Annotated in this window: 17 protein-coding genes and 2 pseudogenes; 6 read left to right on the forward strand and 13 right to left on the reverse strand. The window is 36.3% G+C overall.

Annotated features, from left to right (window positions below):
* Nucleotides 1-408 precede the first annotated feature (408 nt).
* Nucleotides 409-1,221 (forward strand): C40 family peptidase, encoded by an 813-nt coding sequence (locus RVS70_RS17810; protein WP_026682124.1) that lies wholly within the window; start codon nucleotides 409-411, stop codon nucleotides 1,219-1,221.
* A 131-nt stretch (nucleotides 1,222-1,352) separates the two neighbouring features.
* Here the strand turns inward: RVS70_RS17810 and RVS70_RS17815 are convergent, their stop codons facing one another.
* The 5 genes from RVS70_RS17815 to RVS70_RS17835 all read right to left on the reverse strand — a co-directional run bounded on the left by RVS70_RS17815 (nucleotide 1,353) and on the right by RVS70_RS17835 (nucleotide 4,251).
* On the reverse strand, nucleotides 1,353-2,207 hold the full coding sequence (locus RVS70_RS17815; RefSeq protein ID WP_026682123.1) for a DUF72 domain-containing protein: 855 nt from the start codon (nucleotides 2,205-2,207) through the stop codon (nucleotides 1,353-1,355).
* 122 nt (nucleotides 2,208-2,329) lie between these two features.
* On the reverse strand, nucleotides 2,330-2,584 hold the full coding sequence (locus RVS70_RS17820; RefSeq protein WP_321134272.1) for a spore coat protein: 255 nt from the start codon (nucleotides 2,582-2,584) through the stop codon (nucleotides 2,330-2,332).
* Nucleotides 2,585-2,594: 10 nt separating this feature from the next.
* Complete coding sequence (locus RVS70_RS17825) at nucleotides 2,595-2,780, reverse strand: hypothetical protein (protein ID WP_026682121.1); 186 nt, start codon at nucleotides 2,778-2,780, stop codon at nucleotides 2,595-2,597.
* A 227-nt stretch (nucleotides 2,781-3,007) separates the two neighbouring features.
* The gene (locus RVS70_RS17830) at nucleotides 3,008-3,340 is read right to left on the reverse strand and encodes a hypothetical protein (RefSeq protein ID WP_026682120.1); all 333 of its coding nucleotides are present in this window, start codon (nucleotides 3,338-3,340) and stop codon (nucleotides 3,008-3,010) included.
* Between the two features lie 14 nt (nucleotides 3,341-3,354).
* Nucleotides 3,355-4,251, reverse strand: a complete 897-nt coding sequence (locus RVS70_RS17835; protein ID WP_205389445.1) for a LysR family transcriptional regulator — start codon at nucleotides 4,249-4,251, stop codon at nucleotides 3,355-3,357.
* Nucleotides 4,252-4,547: 296 nt separating this feature from the next.
* Here RVS70_RS17835 and RVS70_RS17840 point away from each other — a divergent pair, with 296 nt between their 5' ends.
* The 3 genes and pseudogenes from RVS70_RS17840 to RVS70_RS17850 all read left to right on the forward strand — a co-directional run bounded on the left by RVS70_RS17840 (nucleotide 4,548) and on the right by RVS70_RS17850 (nucleotide 7,635).
* On the forward strand, nucleotides 4,548-5,144 hold the full coding sequence (locus tag RVS70_RS17840; RefSeq protein WP_321134277.1) for an ankyrin repeat domain-containing protein: 597 nt from the start codon (nucleotides 4,548-4,550) through the stop codon (nucleotides 5,142-5,144).
* 24 nt (nucleotides 5,145-5,168) lie between these two features.
* Nucleotides 5,169-6,387 (forward strand): annotated as a pseudogene (locus RVS70_RS17845) (amidohydrolase family protein).
* A gap of 27 nt (nucleotides 6,388-6,414) precedes the next feature.
* On the forward strand, nucleotides 6,415-7,635 hold the full coding sequence (locus RVS70_RS17850; RefSeq protein WP_026682116.1) for an amidohydrolase: 1,221 nt from the start codon (nucleotides 6,415-6,417) through the stop codon (nucleotides 7,633-7,635).
* A gap of 38 nt (nucleotides 7,636-7,673) precedes the next feature.
* On the opposite strand, the gene RVS70_RS17855 is transcribed toward RVS70_RS17850, so the two are convergent.
* Nucleotides 7,674-8,612, reverse strand: coding sequence for a YafY family protein (locus tag RVS70_RS17855; protein ID WP_321134275.1), 939 nt, complete (start codon nucleotides 8,610-8,612; stop codon nucleotides 7,674-7,676).
* 80 nt (nucleotides 8,613-8,692) lie between these two features.
* Between RVS70_RS17855 and RVS70_RS17860 the strand changes: the two genes are divergently transcribed.
* Nucleotides 8,693-9,136, forward strand: coding sequence for a VOC family protein (locus tag RVS70_RS17860; RefSeq protein ID WP_026682114.1), 444 nt, complete (start codon nucleotides 8,693-8,695; stop codon nucleotides 9,134-9,136).
* A gap of 187 nt (nucleotides 9,137-9,323) precedes the next feature.
* Here the strand turns inward: RVS70_RS17860 and RVS70_RS17865 are convergent.
* From RVS70_RS17865 to RVS70_RS17880, 4 genes and pseudogenes are all read right to left on the reverse strand, one after another.
* Nucleotides 9,324-9,722: pseudogene (locus tag RVS70_RS17865) on the reverse strand (zinc ribbon domain-containing protein); the annotation flags it as partial.
* A gap of 50 nt (nucleotides 9,723-9,772) precedes the next feature.
* The gene (locus RVS70_RS17870) at nucleotides 9,773-10,156 is read right to left on the reverse strand and encodes a VOC family protein (protein ID WP_026682113.1); all 384 of its coding nucleotides are present in this window, start codon (nucleotides 10,154-10,156) and stop codon (nucleotides 9,773-9,775) included.
* Nucleotides 10,153-10,287, reverse strand: coding sequence for a hypothetical protein (locus tag RVS70_RS17875; RefSeq protein WP_255637590.1), 135 nt, complete (start codon nucleotides 10,285-10,287; stop codon nucleotides 10,153-10,155). The genes RVS70_RS17870 and RVS70_RS17875 overlap by 4 nt, the downstream gene beginning before the upstream one ends.
* 15 nt (nucleotides 10,288-10,302) lie before the next feature.
* The gene (locus RVS70_RS17880; RefSeq protein WP_026682112.1) at nucleotides 10,303-10,737 is read right to left on the reverse strand and encodes a MarR family winged helix-turn-helix transcriptional regulator; all 435 of its coding nucleotides are present in this window, start codon (nucleotides 10,735-10,737) and stop codon (nucleotides 10,303-10,305) included.
* Nucleotides 10,738-10,881: 144 nt separating this feature from the next.
* Between RVS70_RS17880 and RVS70_RS17885 the strand changes: the two genes are divergently transcribed.
* Nucleotides 10,882-11,358, forward strand: coding sequence for a GNAT family N-acetyltransferase (locus RVS70_RS17885; protein WP_026682111.1), 477 nt, complete (start codon nucleotides 10,882-10,884; stop codon nucleotides 11,356-11,358).
* Between the two features lie 1,061 nt (nucleotides 11,359-12,419).
* Here RVS70_RS17885 and RVS70_RS17890 read toward each other — a convergent pair.
* From RVS70_RS17890 to RVS70_RS17900, 3 genes are all read right to left on the reverse strand, one after another.
* Nucleotides 12,420-13,673, reverse strand: a complete 1,254-nt coding sequence (locus RVS70_RS17890; RefSeq protein ID WP_121604358.1) for an MFS transporter — start codon at nucleotides 13,671-13,673, stop codon at nucleotides 12,420-12,422.
* Between the two features lie 20 nt (nucleotides 13,674-13,693).
* A complete protein-coding gene (locus tag RVS70_RS17895; RefSeq protein ID WP_166529862.1) occupies nucleotides 13,694-14,617 on the reverse strand; it encodes a helix-turn-helix domain-containing GNAT family N-acetyltransferase in 924 nt (307 codons plus the stop codon).
* Nucleotides 14,618-14,700: 83 nt separating this feature from the next.
* A complete protein-coding gene (locus RVS70_RS17900; RefSeq protein WP_166529863.1) occupies nucleotides 14,701-15,261 on the reverse strand; it encodes a GNAT family N-acetyltransferase in 561 nt (186 codons plus the stop codon).
* Nucleotides 15,262-15,424 lie beyond the last annotated feature (163 nt).

Here is a 15,424-nt window from a genome sequence, read left to right on the forward strand (position 1 = left end):
AATTGGGATGAACAGAAATTACGTTAATTGCAGTCAGCATCGTAGCCATTACCATTTTCATCGGGAAGGAAGATATCATATATCCATTTGTATTTCTTTGGACTGTTATTGCTATTTTTGTACAAGGACAACAGAGCCGTTTTTCAATGGACACTCGCGGCTTGTAGTATCTCTATTACTCTATTTATTATCGGTGTAGCATTGACTAAATGGAGGAGAATTAGCGTAATGTTACTGACATAAATGTAATTTATTATCATAATTTGTTATTTCCCCTTAAATTCTATGTTAACTCACTGATATTTTCGTTTGTTACATTTAGGATAGTTAAATTGTCGAAATATATCAGACCCTGTTTCGCCAGTTTTATTATTGAACGAGATAAACCTATATAGAGGAGGAAAAACAGTGGCACAGTCCAATCATACAACAAGAAAATATGCAATTTCTGCAGCATTAGTAACTTCCTTAGCTTTTACTCCTATTTTTAGTGGAAGTGTATTTGCCAATGCAGGTGTAGGCTCTTCAGAAGGGGATATTACCATTAATGAGAGCAATATTCCTAATGTCCGGAAAACCACCGTAGATGAATTCTCACTTATTCAGCTTGGAGATACAGGCCAAGCAGTAGAGGATTTACAAGCAACGCTTCATGACAAGGGCTACTATACATATACAGTTGACGGTATATTTGGTCCTATTACTGAAAAAGCAGTAAGAGATTTTCAAGCAGACAAAAAACTACAAGTTGACGGACTAGTAGGGCCGAATACATCTGAAGCTTTAGCATTACCTGCAAGCAATCCATCTGGTGATTTAACTATTACAGAAGCTGGAAATTCTAATTCAACAAACATTCAATCTGATATTGTTGCTACTGCAGAAAGTGTCATAGGCACGCCTTATGTGTGGGGTGGAACTACTACGAAAGGCATGGACAGCAGTGGTTTTATTAATTATGTATTTAAGCAAGTCGGTATCGATGTTTCTCGAACCCATAGTGAGATGTGGGAGAATGACGGTGTCCATGTAGGCGCTCCTAACGTTGGAGATGTAGTATTCTTTGAGGGAACTTATGATACTGAAGGAGCATCGCACAGTGGGGTTTACATTGGTAACAATCAAATGATTCACGCAGGAAATGACGGTGTGCGTGTAGCAGATATTAGCATCGACTACTGGCAAAATCATTATATTGGTGCCAAATCTTTTATTAACTAGTGTAGACTAGTCCAACACAATCTTTTTATATGAATATGAACAGTAAAGGACATAGCCTGTTTGTTTAGATTAATAGGCTATGTCCTTTCGTTTACGCAATCTTTTCAGAATACATCGTATCACACTGACCATTAAAATAGACCTAATTGCTTTGGTGAGAGTCCGTCATAGCGTATTCCCAGCATTTCTTGAAGCTCCTTTGCATTACCGGCTGCATCGCCACCCGAATTATTATTAAATAGAACCATGATGTCCTTACTATGCCTGTGTAGTTCAGAAATTCTGTTTTTCCATTCTGAAAGTTCTGCTTTATTGTATTTATAAAGATAACGAACATCCCGCCAATTCGTTTCCGCACTGCTTGGTTTATTCCAGCCGTGAACGTTCCTACCATGCATTCGTATGAGTGTCAGGTCTTCATGCGTTACTTCAGGGACGGTTGGTATTGAGCTATCACCTGCTTGCGGCTCATCCACTATAGAATGAATCCATCCTTCCTCTTTCATAAAGGATAAGGTACTGTTACGATACTGGTCACTAAACCATGATTGGTTTCTAAATTCAAGTGCGACTGGAATCTCTCCCAGCATTTTCTTACAAAAACGTAAATAATTCACATTGTCCTTATTACACTCAAACCATGGCGGGAACTGAAATAGAACCATTGCTAATTTATTGGCATCCTGATACGGCTTTAAGGAATCTATAAATGCTTGAAACATTTCTGTTTTCGATTCAAAGGGATTTTCTTCACCGCGCTGATGCCCGGTCATACCTTGATAAGCTTTTACAACAAAACGAAAATTATCTGGTGTTTCCCTCACCCATTTTTGAGCATTACGAACAGGCTGTACTGCATAAAAAGAGGCATCAACCTCTACTACTAAAAAATGGCTACTATATTCAGGTAATTTATCTTTCGGCTTTATCTGTGGCGGATACAGAGAATAGTGGTCCCCCCACCCTGTTAATCCTATGTAAATCATCCATTTACCCTCCTGCTTCCATCATAGCACAGGATGGTTTTTAAGTTGAATCTATATAACTTTACATCTATGTATACGAAAGAGTACCGGATAGTCGATGGACTATTGATACTCTTTCATGCTTATTGCCCAGCACTCAATTCCGATTGTACCTGTTGAATTTCTTGTTGGGATGCTGCTTGTGCTGGTTTATAGAAACCATTTTGTATCGAGTAACTATATACTTTTCGTTGGCGAGATTCATCCCCGTTTCTTAAATTTATTAGCGTTTGTCTAAGCTGTGTATTATTAGCCTCACTAATGTAGCCTGCATAACTTTTCAGGCTCGCATTTAATCCGTTTAAATAGTCATTCACAATATCCTTATCCTGTAACATCTTTTTCCTCCTATTGTAAAAATGGTAAAAGTTGTTGCTGTGCTTGTCTAGCTGCTTGAGCGTCTTGAAGTAACATGGACTTTAATTCTTGATCGGTCGCTGATTGAGCGTAGGTCTCTAACTTATTGGCTATCATTCCATGCTCGCCGATCATTTTTCGAAGGTTCTCTAATTCCGTCTGCGTTAATTGATTCATGGCATAAACTCCTTTCAGCAATATTCGTGGTTAGTTTCTCCAATTCTTGTGAAGATATTCCTCAAGAAACACAGATAATACTCGGATATCAAAAAGAAAAAGCATCCCTAATTCGGAATGCAACTGAATCGTTAAGGAAAGTATTTATATATTTATATTTATCGCAAACTAACTAAACAAAGAATGGATAACGCGTTGAATCTCTTCTTCCCCTCTGCTTAAAACGTCTATGAATACATCACTACGGTTGTTGATGGAATAAATTCGATGGTATAAGAGCTTCCAAGCTCCTTCTTTACACATTCCATTAATCTTACACCTGTTTGATTAAATCTTTTCTCAAGTTCAATTGCGTCTATTCGCAACTTATCGTTTTCCCAATCTATCCAATTCCCATATGCTGCTATCCAAAGCGTTAATTCTTTCGTTAATTCTCCTGATATGGGTATATCCTCTATATCAAGATTGCAGCCGCATTTTTTGCACCAGAACGGATCTGCACCCTCATCACCTTCCATTTTCAAATGATCTATTTTCCCATTTTCACAACAGCATCTCATATATATAAACCTCCTTATTCCTTTGCACGATTCGTGTTTTGTTGTTCTATCATTTGGACAAAATTTTGCGCAGTCTTCGACAATTCATGATTCTTTAACCATATTAAACCTACCGATCCAGATAAACCAACTGCATCAGAGATTTTATAAGCATGTATCGGGTATCCGCTATGCTGTTTAAGTAAGGTCTCTGGTACAATAGATGTAGCAAAATCAGATGAAATTAAATCCATTAACAAGGTAATATCCGAGCATTCACCAACCATATTTGGCTGTAGTTGACATCGAGAAAAAGCCTCTATAATTAAATAATGCACACCTAACCCTTCTGTACTTGGTAGTAGTAAAGGATAATGTTCAAGTTCATCAAACGATACTTCATGTGTGAATACATTGTGCTTATTCGATGTGATAAAATAAAACGGTTCTGCATGAAGATGAACAACAGAGAAATCATCCATATCAAGCGGTAAACGAATAATCGCTAGTTCTACCTTACGATCCCTAACTAATTTACAAAGATGCAACGATTCATTTTGTTGAATTTTATAAGTAACATTCGGATATTGTCTTTTAAATTGACGAAGAATGTCCGCGAGACCGGCAAAAGAAAAGGTATTGATACCGATCGTCAACGTTCCATATAATCCACGTCCTACATCCTTCACTTCCATTTTTGCCTCTTCCATTAATTGGTTCATTCGTAAGGCATATTTATAGAGTGCTTTTCCTGCCTCGGTTACCTCAAAAAACTTGCCACTTCTTTCTACTAATTTTGAACCCAACTCCTCTTCCATCGCTTTTAAATGCTGGCTTAATGGTGGCTGGGAAATATGAAGTCTTTCAGCAGCGGCAGAGATCTTTTTTTCCTCTACAATCGCTATAAAATATCGCAACTGTCTAATATCCATTTTAACACCTCCACTTTTATTATATGAAAAAGTTAAGTAAAATTAATTTTTTAAATATTTTTCATATAACTAACACCATGGTAGCATAAAAAGTATAAAGTGAAACTTACTTCAGTGGGGGTTTTGTTTATCCCCCAAGTGAGGAGCTTACTACCAGTTATATGTCGGGATAAAAGGAAAAAGGAGTTATATTCATGTATCGATTTATCCTAATATTATGTTTCTTTCTGTTAATTGGATGCCATGAATTTCCAAGTTCCTCCAACCATCACTCCACAGAAAAGAAGGTGAACACATTGAATCGACAATTATTTGATGCAGCTGAGAAAGGAAATACGAACGAGGTTCTAAAACTGCTTAAAGCTGGCGCTAACATCGATGCAACAAACAGAAGCGGAACTACACCTGTGCTTGCAGCCACCTATCATAATAGAGTAGAAACAGTAAAGCTCCTAATTAATCAAGGTGCTGATATTGATATTCGTGATGATAGCCTAAATAATGTGCTTCTATATGCTGGAGCAGAAGGATTATTGGAAATTGTAAAACTCTCCATCGAAGCAGGAGCAGATACCAATCTCACAAACCGATTTGGTGGAACAGCACTGATCCCAGCAGCAGAACGCGGCCATGTCAATATCGTTAAAGAACTGCTGACTCATTCGGATACCGATGTTAACCATATTAATAATCTACATTGGACAGCCTTGTTAGAGGCGGTAATACTAGGTGACGGTGGAGAGGATCATCAAGAAATTGTAAAACTATTAGTTGATCATGGTGCCGACATTGATATGGGAGATAGAGAGGGAATTACCGCTCTACAACATGCACAGAATAACGGATATCAAGATATAGTAGCTATTCTAAGCAATGCAAAGTCAGCTAATTAATATCAAGAGAGGAGGAATTAAGAAGTGAAAAATGATTATTGGTTAACAAATGTCCGATTAGAAACGGGCTACCGCTATGGAAATAGCATGATTATCGGTACGGAGACAGAACATTTTCATATCCGTATTGTAGATGGAAAGGTTAATAAAATAATCCCAGCAAATATTCCTTTGGATACGAACGTCCCAAGGCACGATGCAAAGCATTATTTAATGCTACCAGCATTCAGAGATATGCATATTCATATCGACAAAACTTACTATGGGGGTAATTGGAGAGCACCAACACTGGCAACCAAAGGGATATGGACAAGACTTGAAGAAGAGGAAACATTACTTCGCCAATTACTACCTGTGGTCGAAGAAAGAGCAGGAATATTAATCAACCTCTTACTGCAGTCAGGATCCACTCATATTCGTACACATTGTAATGTCGATCCAATTATTGGTCTTAATAATTTAGAAGCGACGCTAAGAGCACTAGAAACGTTCAAAGATAAAGCTTCTGTGGAGATCGTTGCTTTCCCACAGCACGGGCTATTACGTAGCGATGCCGTATCTCTCATGAGAGAAGCGTTAAAAACTGGAGCTTCACTCGTAGGTGGTATCGATCCTGCCTCGATTGATAATCATATTGAGAAATCGTTACAAACTGTGTTCGACCTTGCAATTGAGGCTAATGCAGATATAGACATACATTTGCATGATCCTGGTCACCTTGGTATTTTTACATGTAGGCGATTGGCAGCATTAACGGAGGAAGCTGGTTGGCAGGGAAGAGTCACTATTAGCCATGCCTTAGCTCTTGCAGACATAGCAACTGAAGAGGTAAGTGAGGTCGCAGCTTTATTAGCACACCATGGTATTTCAATCACCTCTTCTGTACCCCTTGGAAGAACCATCCCAATCCCGCTTACAAGAAAAAGGAGTAGCGGTATCACTTGGTGACGATAGTATCATCGATCACTGGTCTCCCTTTGGAAAAGGAGACAGCCTAGAAAAGGTAGGAACACTTGCCGAACGCTTTCATCTCAAAGACGAGCAATCACTTGGGCAGGCGCTAGGCTTTATTACTGGAGGAATCACGCCATTAAATCAAAATGGAGAGATGATTTGGCCAAAAGCTGGGGACGATGCTAACTTTGTCTTTGTAGATGCAAGCTGTTCTGCCGAAGCCGTTGCTAGGAGAGCGCAACGAATGGCAGTTTTATATAAAGGTAAGATTGTTGCAGGAGCAATGTAATCGTTAAAGAGAAAGGATAGAAAAAATATGAGTTCTACTTTTTGGCTAACCAATGCTAGATTGGAAACTGGCTATCAGGTTACTAATAATTCAATTACAGGTACCAAAACGGAAGCATTTCACCTCAAGATTTGTGACGGAAGAATCGCTAAAATTATATCTGCTAATGAATCACTGCCTGAGCATCTTCCCAAAAAAGATGTAAATCACTTGTTAATGCTACCATCTTTTGTTGAACAACATTGTCATTTAGATAAGACCTTACTAGGTGACCAATGGCATTCAGCAACCCCCGCGCCTACTATTTTTGATCGACTTAAACTAGAAAAAGAAACACGACAAACTTTAGATACGACCATTCAAGAAAGAGCAGAAAAATTATTGAATCGCTATTTAATGTATGGTGTTACACATGTACGTACCCATGTAGATATTTATCCAGAAATTGGCCTAAAGCACTTTGAAGAAGTTCAGAAGATATTACAAGCTTTTGCAGGAAAATTAACGTCTGAGATTGTTGCATTTCCACAACATGGATTATTACGTTCAGGTGTACAACATTTAGTTAGAGAAGCTTTAAAGCAAGGTGCTCAGTTTGTAGGAGGAGTTGATCCTGCGACAGTGGATGGTGATATTGAAGCATCTTTACAAGCCATGGTCGAGCTTGCTGTCGAAGGTAACGCAGGTATCGATTTACATTTACATGATCCAGACCATTTAGGTATCTTCACTATGAAAAGATTAGCAGAGCTAACCAAGGAGGCCGGTTTACAAGGTAAGGTTGCTATTAGCCATGCATTTGGTCTCGGTGAAATCTCTCCTTCGGAGGCAATGGAAGTAGCAGAGCAATTGGCTGAAGCAGGAATAACCATTATTACAAGTGTTCCCATTAATCGAAGAGTTCCACCTGTTGACTTATTACACAGTAAAGATGTGCCGGTTGCAGTTGGCTGTGATAATATTTTTGATGTTTGGTCACCATTTGGAAATGGCGATATATTAGAACGAGCGGGACGATTAGCAGAAATCTTTACGTGGATAGATGAACCCGCACTCGCACAAACACTTTCCTATATTACGGATGGCAAAACACCGTTAAATCTTGAAGGTAAGCAAATATGGCCTTGCCTTGGAGATGATGCGAATATGGTTTTTGTGGACGCAAGCTGTTCTGCTGAAGCAGTAGCTAGAAGATCACAGCGAGCAGCAACGATGTTTAAAGGAGAAATTGTATCAGGTACTTTTTAAGCAGGAACACCCTTGTTACATCCAAAAAATCTCCCACTTTATATATAATTAATTAAATCTAAATAATACGCCTTTAGTTGCTCTTTTAACGAAACAGGCTCAACAATTCGTATGGTTTTTCCAAAGCTAGCTAGGTAACGAATGATAAAGTCTACTTCAGTAGGCTCATAAGTTCCGACCAAATAATAATCATTATGTTCTTCTTTTATTTTCATAGAGGGGAACTGGCTCTGTATGAATTGCTCGATGCCTGTTTTTGTTATCTCACATTTAAACGGAATAGCTTGATCTGTAGGCTTCCAGAAAACATGTGCATTTTCTATAGTGATACCTTCTACGTCTATCATATCCACATCCTCCACTACCTCTATTGACTTTATCCGATCACAGCGAAAGACACGATACGCTTTTTTATTCAAATCAAGAGATTGGCAATACCAATAGCCCTTCATAGTATAGATAGAAATAGGTTGAATACGGCGAATTGTCGTCTGCTTTTCTGTGGTATAGACTATCGACAAAATTTGATTATTAGTCGAAGCTAATAGAAGCTCTTCTAAATAAGCACATTCATGTAGCTGCTCTGCATGAAAGAATGCGACTCGTTTTTGCAAGCTATCTATTTGCTTTCGCTGTTTTGTCGTGAGTCCTTCTAAAAACTTTTCATGAACGGAACGATAGGATATTTCAAATGGCGTACTCGTAAAGCTCTGTAGTGCCTGCATGGCAAAATAAAGCGCGAACACTTCTTGACTTGAAAATGAAATCGGCGGCAAAGTAATTGGTTTTACTAAACGGTATCCGCCGTATCTCCCATATTCGGCGTATAAAGGTACGCCCATCTCCTCAAGTGAAGCTATATCTCGAAGTGCAGTCCGTTTCGAAATTTGAAATTCATTGATGACATCTTTTAGTGTAAAACGTTGCCGTTGATTAACGAAACGAAGCATTTGATTTAAGCGCTCACTTTTTTTCATAAAATCCCCCTTAATAGTGCCAATAGTTGTCACCTTTATTCTATATACTCATCAGTATAACAAACGAAGGAGGCATTTCAATGAATGTTGAGGTTATTCCTTTCCTATCTTTAAACGGACAAGGAGCAAGAGCAATTGCATTTTATGAGCAATATTTAGAGGCTACGGTTCTATTCAAAAAAACTTATAAAGAAATGAAGGACATGGACCCAAAGTTTACGTACGCAAAAGGGCAAGAGGACTATATTACACATTCTGTCTTACAAATTGGATCGAACAAGCTGATGATTGCCGAGGAAGCAATGGATCAAACCCGCTCCTGGCAGTTAGATAACAGCTCGTCTTTATGTGTTCAAGCAAAGGACTATAACGCGATTTATACTATCTATGCAAATCTTCTAAAGCATGAAGACGTCCACATTTTAATACCCTTTGAAAAAAATGCATTTAGTTCTGGATATGGTATTGTAAGAGATCCCTTTGGAGTGATTATTCAATTAGCCGTAACGAAACATGAATTTTAGACTTCTAAAGCCTACGCGACTAAACCTAATGAGGATGGAACATAACGAAATCAGTATAGTGAACTACTCCCACCACTTACCACCCTTACGGGTTGCTTGAAGTGGGGGCTTCTTGGGTAATCGCCACTTTTGGTAGCTGACGAAATGGACCAAGCTAACCCTCTTGTTACAAAAGTTTATATTTTCATTAGGCACTTGCTAATAAGCGAATGCCTTCTTTTTTGATATGGAGAGCTGAATTAATCTCTTTCGGGATTTAGCCCACACGAACAAGCGTAAGTTCTAATTTCTATAGGCATTGGTTGGGTATTTCCGCAACTCGAACAAGTTTGGTAGATGGGAACCATTTATCAAACTTGTTCGAGTTGTTTCCCTTGTTCTTTTAGTTTGTACTGTAAGAAAGAAGTGAACATTCCCCATCCATTGAAAAATCTAAGCCAACAACTTTTTCAATTTCCTTCCTTTTTATCTCCTTCTCGTACTCTGTAAGAATAGAAATATAGTATTTTCCTGATGAAGTCATAGACAAGGTACAAGATTTGATGTTGTACTCCGAAGGAATTGCTCGCATCTTGAACAGCTGTACTTACTCATGGATCAAATTGTCCTGTTCAATGCCTAATTTCATAGCAACAGTTATTCGTTTTTTTCCATTACTGCAAAATAATTTTCTTCACTATCTGCAAAGTTAAAGACTTTTCCCGAAGGCATATTTACCATTTCACCAACTGTGACGCCTTTGCTAGATAAATCCTTATATAGCTTTTCTAGATTGTCAGTAAAAAACATCAAGGAAGGTGTATCGAGATTTAATTCAGGCTCCATTTTTGCAATAACGCTTTTATCATGAAGTACTATCCTTGTTTCGGCTTCCATTGTTGGAGCAATCTCAATCCATCTCATTCCCTGACCATTATTTTCATCAGTAATGACCTGAAAACCTACCTTTTCTCTCCAAAAACGCACTGCTTCATCTTGATTATTTACATACAGCATGAGCTGCCCTACGTTATTAATCATTCTATTACCTCCGTATCTGTTATCATCTCCTTATTTATTTCTACATTCATCGCAAATATCCTTTTCATTTCATCTAGAACTGCATGAATAAATGGAGGACTAATAAATATACACTCCTTATCCACTTCCATTCAGTTTCCATAGCCTCAAAAATTATATTTATTTAATTTTTCTTTTATAACCATCATCGAAGTATGAATTTCATGTATCTCACTTTCAGATAGTCCGCTAAACAATTGATTTATTTGTTGATCTGACTGAATATTAATTTTAGCTAGCTGTTCCTCTCCTTTTTTTGTTAAAAAGAGAAAGTTTTTTCTATTGTCTCTTGCTGAGCTTTTTTTCTCTATTAATGCTTCCTTCTCTAATTTACGCAAAATCCTGCTCATATAGCTTTTATCCATATTAAGTTTTTGAACGAGATTATTCGCAATACATTCAGTTTCTTCGCTAATTTCGAATAATATGCGTGCCTCGGTTAATGAATAATCTGTATCTAGAATGTGATTATTAAATAAACCAAGTACCTTTGTATAAAATCGATTGAATTGCCTGATATCATAAATAATTTCTTTATCCATACGTTCTCCTTTAGTTGACTTTGTCCACTTTTAATAATACTATAACTATACCCTTGAAATGTTGACTTAGTCAACTTTTTAAGGGGAGAACAGTTTAACAATCTTTCGTAATCTTTAATGAGAACTATTTGGAGGGGGTATTATATGATTATTCGAGAAATTAAACAAGAAGACAATGCACAAATAAAAAAGATCATACAGGATTCACTAAAATCACTTGGTTTAGCGATTCCTGGTACAGCTTATTTTGACCCTCAACTTAACGATCTTCACCAATATTATACGGAGTTAAAACATGCGAACTATTGGGTGGTAGAAATGGAAGGAGAAGTTGTTGGCGGAATTGGTATAGCACCGTTTAACGAACATGACCATGTTTGCGAATTGCAAAAGCTCTACGTAAGTCCAAAAACGCAAGGTTTAGGATTTGCAAGGAACCTGATGGAAACAGCTCTGTCATTTGCATCTAAACATTATTCAAAGTGCTACTTAGAAACACAACATGAATTAACAGCTGCATGTATATTATATAAAAAATTTGGATTCTCTCTTTTGGATGAACCACTGTCTGGTTCTGACCATTCCGCCATGAATGCGTGGTATATAAGAGATTTGAATTAGTAATTAATAAACTTCTTTTTAATGCTATATACATCCATAAATTTCAATCATTACCAAAGAAGTGTTCTTTCATAAAGTGAAACTTCAATTAACGGGGGGCTTACTGCTAGTTATATGCGGGATAAACAAAAGCGCAAGTGCCCGATTAGAAACGTAGCGACTGGAGCGAGTCAACGGAGATAATTAATCACGGTGTGCTTGCGAGCCGATGATGATTTAGATTAGGACGATTCGTGAAGTCCTCTAGTTTCTGGGTGCTGTGCTGGACGCCGCCCAACACGCCCATATCCACATGGGCACTTTTATAATTTCCTAGACTAGAATAAAAGATGGGATGAATATATAGTTTTCACACCATCTTTTTAAACTACTCTACAAATAATACTGGCTTTTGTTTTGATTAAAGCTTAACAGCTATTCCTGCCGTTTCTTTAAAGAAATTTTTATATAGTAGTATATCCAAATCTGTACTTCTTTTTCTTCAGTCACCGTTATTTTTTATGTCATGGTCATTTACAGGCATTTTCGTACCAGTAAAGGGATTTAACTCATATGTCATATCTCGATTGTAATCCTTTCTGTTTTCCGAACATTTTTTCCTAAAGCAACAAAATACATTATAAAAGGCACAAAAGCAATGAGTATAACAATTCTTATTATCCAATCCATTGAATATACCTCCCTTTATTTTGTATTACGTCCTTTAATTAATTAAGTTTCACCTTTTCCCAAAACGCTACTATTATACGAAACCTGGGGTCATTGTGAAAAAAACACGAACTAGAATGAATAAAAACACTCAAAATTGAAAGAGGTGGCCCACTATCAACAAAAAAGCGAAATCAAGTACTGACAACAGTAAACTTATTTATTTCATTTAACTATATTTAATCGTTTTATAAAAAGGCTGAATTATTTTTTGGTTACGTAGCTATTCTTGAATGAACTAAGAAAAATTCTTGAAGCTATACTTGGGAATATAACAAAGATGACTAGACATCGTCAGTTAACCAAAAATACAACACCTATTTAATTTCAACTTATTGACCTACACTAAGGTTTTAGTTTTGTAGTTTTCCCTTTTTAGCATACTTCATAGGTTCAGGTAATAAAAGGTTTAATATAGCTGCTCCTACTAAAATAACAATTGATAAGTAAAAGGAAATGTTATAACTACCTGTCTCACTATAAAACAGCCCTGGTAAATAAGCACCTAATGCTGATCCTATTTGATGACTTAGAAATAACCATCCTAAGATAAATCCAATGGAATATTCTTTAAAATATTGAGTAGCCAATAATTGAGTAGGAGCTACAGTTGCAAAATCAACTAATCCAAATAGCACTGCAAAAACAAGTAGTAAACCAGAATTATGACTATATAATAGAATACAAATTGATATTGCTCTAACTACATATAGAAAGAATAACATTTTCCGACTGCTCCAACGATCAGCTACTACACCAGATATTAAGATTCCTAAAATATTAAATCCAGCAAGTATACTTATAGCTGCACTAGTGACACTTGTTGAAAAACCATGATCATGTGAAAATGGAATTAGGTGTGTATCCATTAATCCTGTGGTAGTAAAACCACAAATAGCAAAAGGTAAAATTAAGAACCAAAATTCTCTTTTTAGAAATACTTGCCATATCGAAAGGTTTGTATTTAAAGCTTTCTTTGCGTCTATGTCTTCTTCAATAACTTCCCCGCCAATAGGGGATAACCCCTTTTCTTTAGGATGATTTCGTAAAATTAAAAGGACAATTGGAAAGACAACGAAAATTAAAAAAGCACCTAAAATAATAACAGTCATTTTCCAATTAAACCAATGGATTAACATGAGAGAACCTGGAACAAGAAACATTTGACCAGCACCAAAACCTGCTTCCATAATCCCAAATGCAAGGCCACGCTTTTCATTAAACCAATTAGTTACAACCACTGTTGCAGCTACATTAGAGGCTCCTCCTACACCAAGAGAAACCATAATTCCATAAAGAAAAAATAACTGCCAAGGGTGATGTACAAAAGAAGTAAGTAAAATACTTATTCCTACTAGAAAAGTGCTGAAGGATAAAATAATACGAGCACCTAATTTATCAACTAGCCTGCCAATGATTGGTTGGGAAAGTCCATAAACAATAAAGCTTAAAGTTGAAATAAGGGAAATTGTTCCTCTATCCATTGAAAATTCAGATTCCCATGGTTCTACAAAAGCACCAAATGAAAGGCGTACACCTTGAACAGCTAAAAAAGTTAAAAATGTCACAAAAACGATAATCCAACCATAATGAAATTTTATCTTCATATCTTCTCCTAAAAAAATAATTATTTGGTCCTTAGATCTAAATCCCAACGTTCTTCTATTAAAGTAGATCCCCACAATGATTTTTCTTCTTTTTCTGCTGTTATTTCAAATCCAAATTTTTTATATAATGGTCTGGCAGTTACCATATCACTAACCGTCCAAAGAAAAATTCGTTCAAAATTATGTTCTTTGCAATATTGAACTAAAGATTTAATAAGTTGAGTGCCCACTCCCTTTTTTTGAAATGCTGGATTTACTAGGAACCACCTTAACTGTCCGGTCTCGCTTCCATCATTTACTAAACCAATACAGCCTGCAAACTGTCCACAACTTTCCGCTATCCAGATCCTTTCTATTTCAGAGTCAAAGGTCTCATGAAGATATGCTAAAAAACTTTTATCCCATTTGTATACTTGGCTATAAAATAACCATTGCTGTTCAATCATGTTTTTTATATCTTCCGAAGTATAATAGCTCCGGATAGTAACGGCTTCTTCTTTATCTTGAAATGAATGAGAAAGAATTTCTTGTATCGTATTCATTGAAGAAATCAGCTTTCGTTTTTGACCATCTTCCAAACCTTCAAGAATATATCCCACTTGCTGATTAGCCTTCTTCTCCAGCTCTTTGTATATTAATTCTCCATGATTCGTGACATATAGATGATAATTACGACCATCATCTTTACATTTTTGCTTATAAATCATTTTTTCCATTTCGAATTTTTTAATAATTCTACTTACATAACCACCATCTAAATCTAATTTTTCTTGAATATGTTTAGCTGTACAATTTCTAGTGTTATAAATCTCAAATAAAATACGAGTTTCCGTTAAAGAAAAAGGACTATCGTAGATATGTTCATTTAAAAAGCCTAGAATTTCTGTGTAAAACCGGTTGAATTTCCGTAACTCAAAACCACATTCATTTTGTTCATTATTCATATTGCACACCTCTTCCAAAGTCTAATAATTTATTAAATACATAATTATTTCATAATTTTAAACAAAATACTTGCTTTAGTCAATTATTTATTTTTTTCTCCCTCTTCGTAGAACCTCAAGTTAGCTACATAATCTTCGTAAAGCATGCTCATAATAATTTCATCCGAATATGTATTCTTCAAATATAAGGATTGTCTTAAAATGCCTTCTTTTTGAAAGCCAGCTTTTTCATAAGACTTTATGCCACGAATATTATGTGAGAAGACTTGCAGCTCTAAGCGATTTAAGTTTAATTCCTCAAATGTAAATTTTTGTGCAAGCCGTGTAGCTTCTGTCCCATACCCTTTTCCATAGTTGTCCTTACTATGAAGCGCTATTCTAAACATTGCCTTTTTATTATGTTCATCAATTTCTTGAATCGATAAATCACCTATAATTTGGCCATTTTCTAATAAACAAATAGCTAAATCATGACGCGTCTCATCTTGGCTAAAGCTTTTATAAGCATTAACCACCTCCTCCATTGTAAATACGTTACGTGTGCCAGTCATGTATAACCCTTCATCCTCTTGGCATCCCTTAAATATACTTTCCATATCACTATCACAGATAGGTCTTATGTATACATAACTTCCTTTGATCATGTTTATAACCCCTTCTTTGATAATTTTTACTTAACCGAATCAATTTCATAATTGCTGTTTTTAAAAATGCATAGAGTTGTTCCTTGATGATTTTCAAGTTTTTTTAATAAAGATCAATTTTATTTATGCAGCTTTTAGCGTCTTATGTTTCATTTCTAGTCTA

Source organism: Virgibacillus sp. M23 (assembly GCF_034190895.1).
Classification (GTDB): domain Bacteria; phylum Bacillota; class Bacilli; order Bacillales; family Amphibacillaceae; genus Virgibacillus; species Virgibacillus salarius.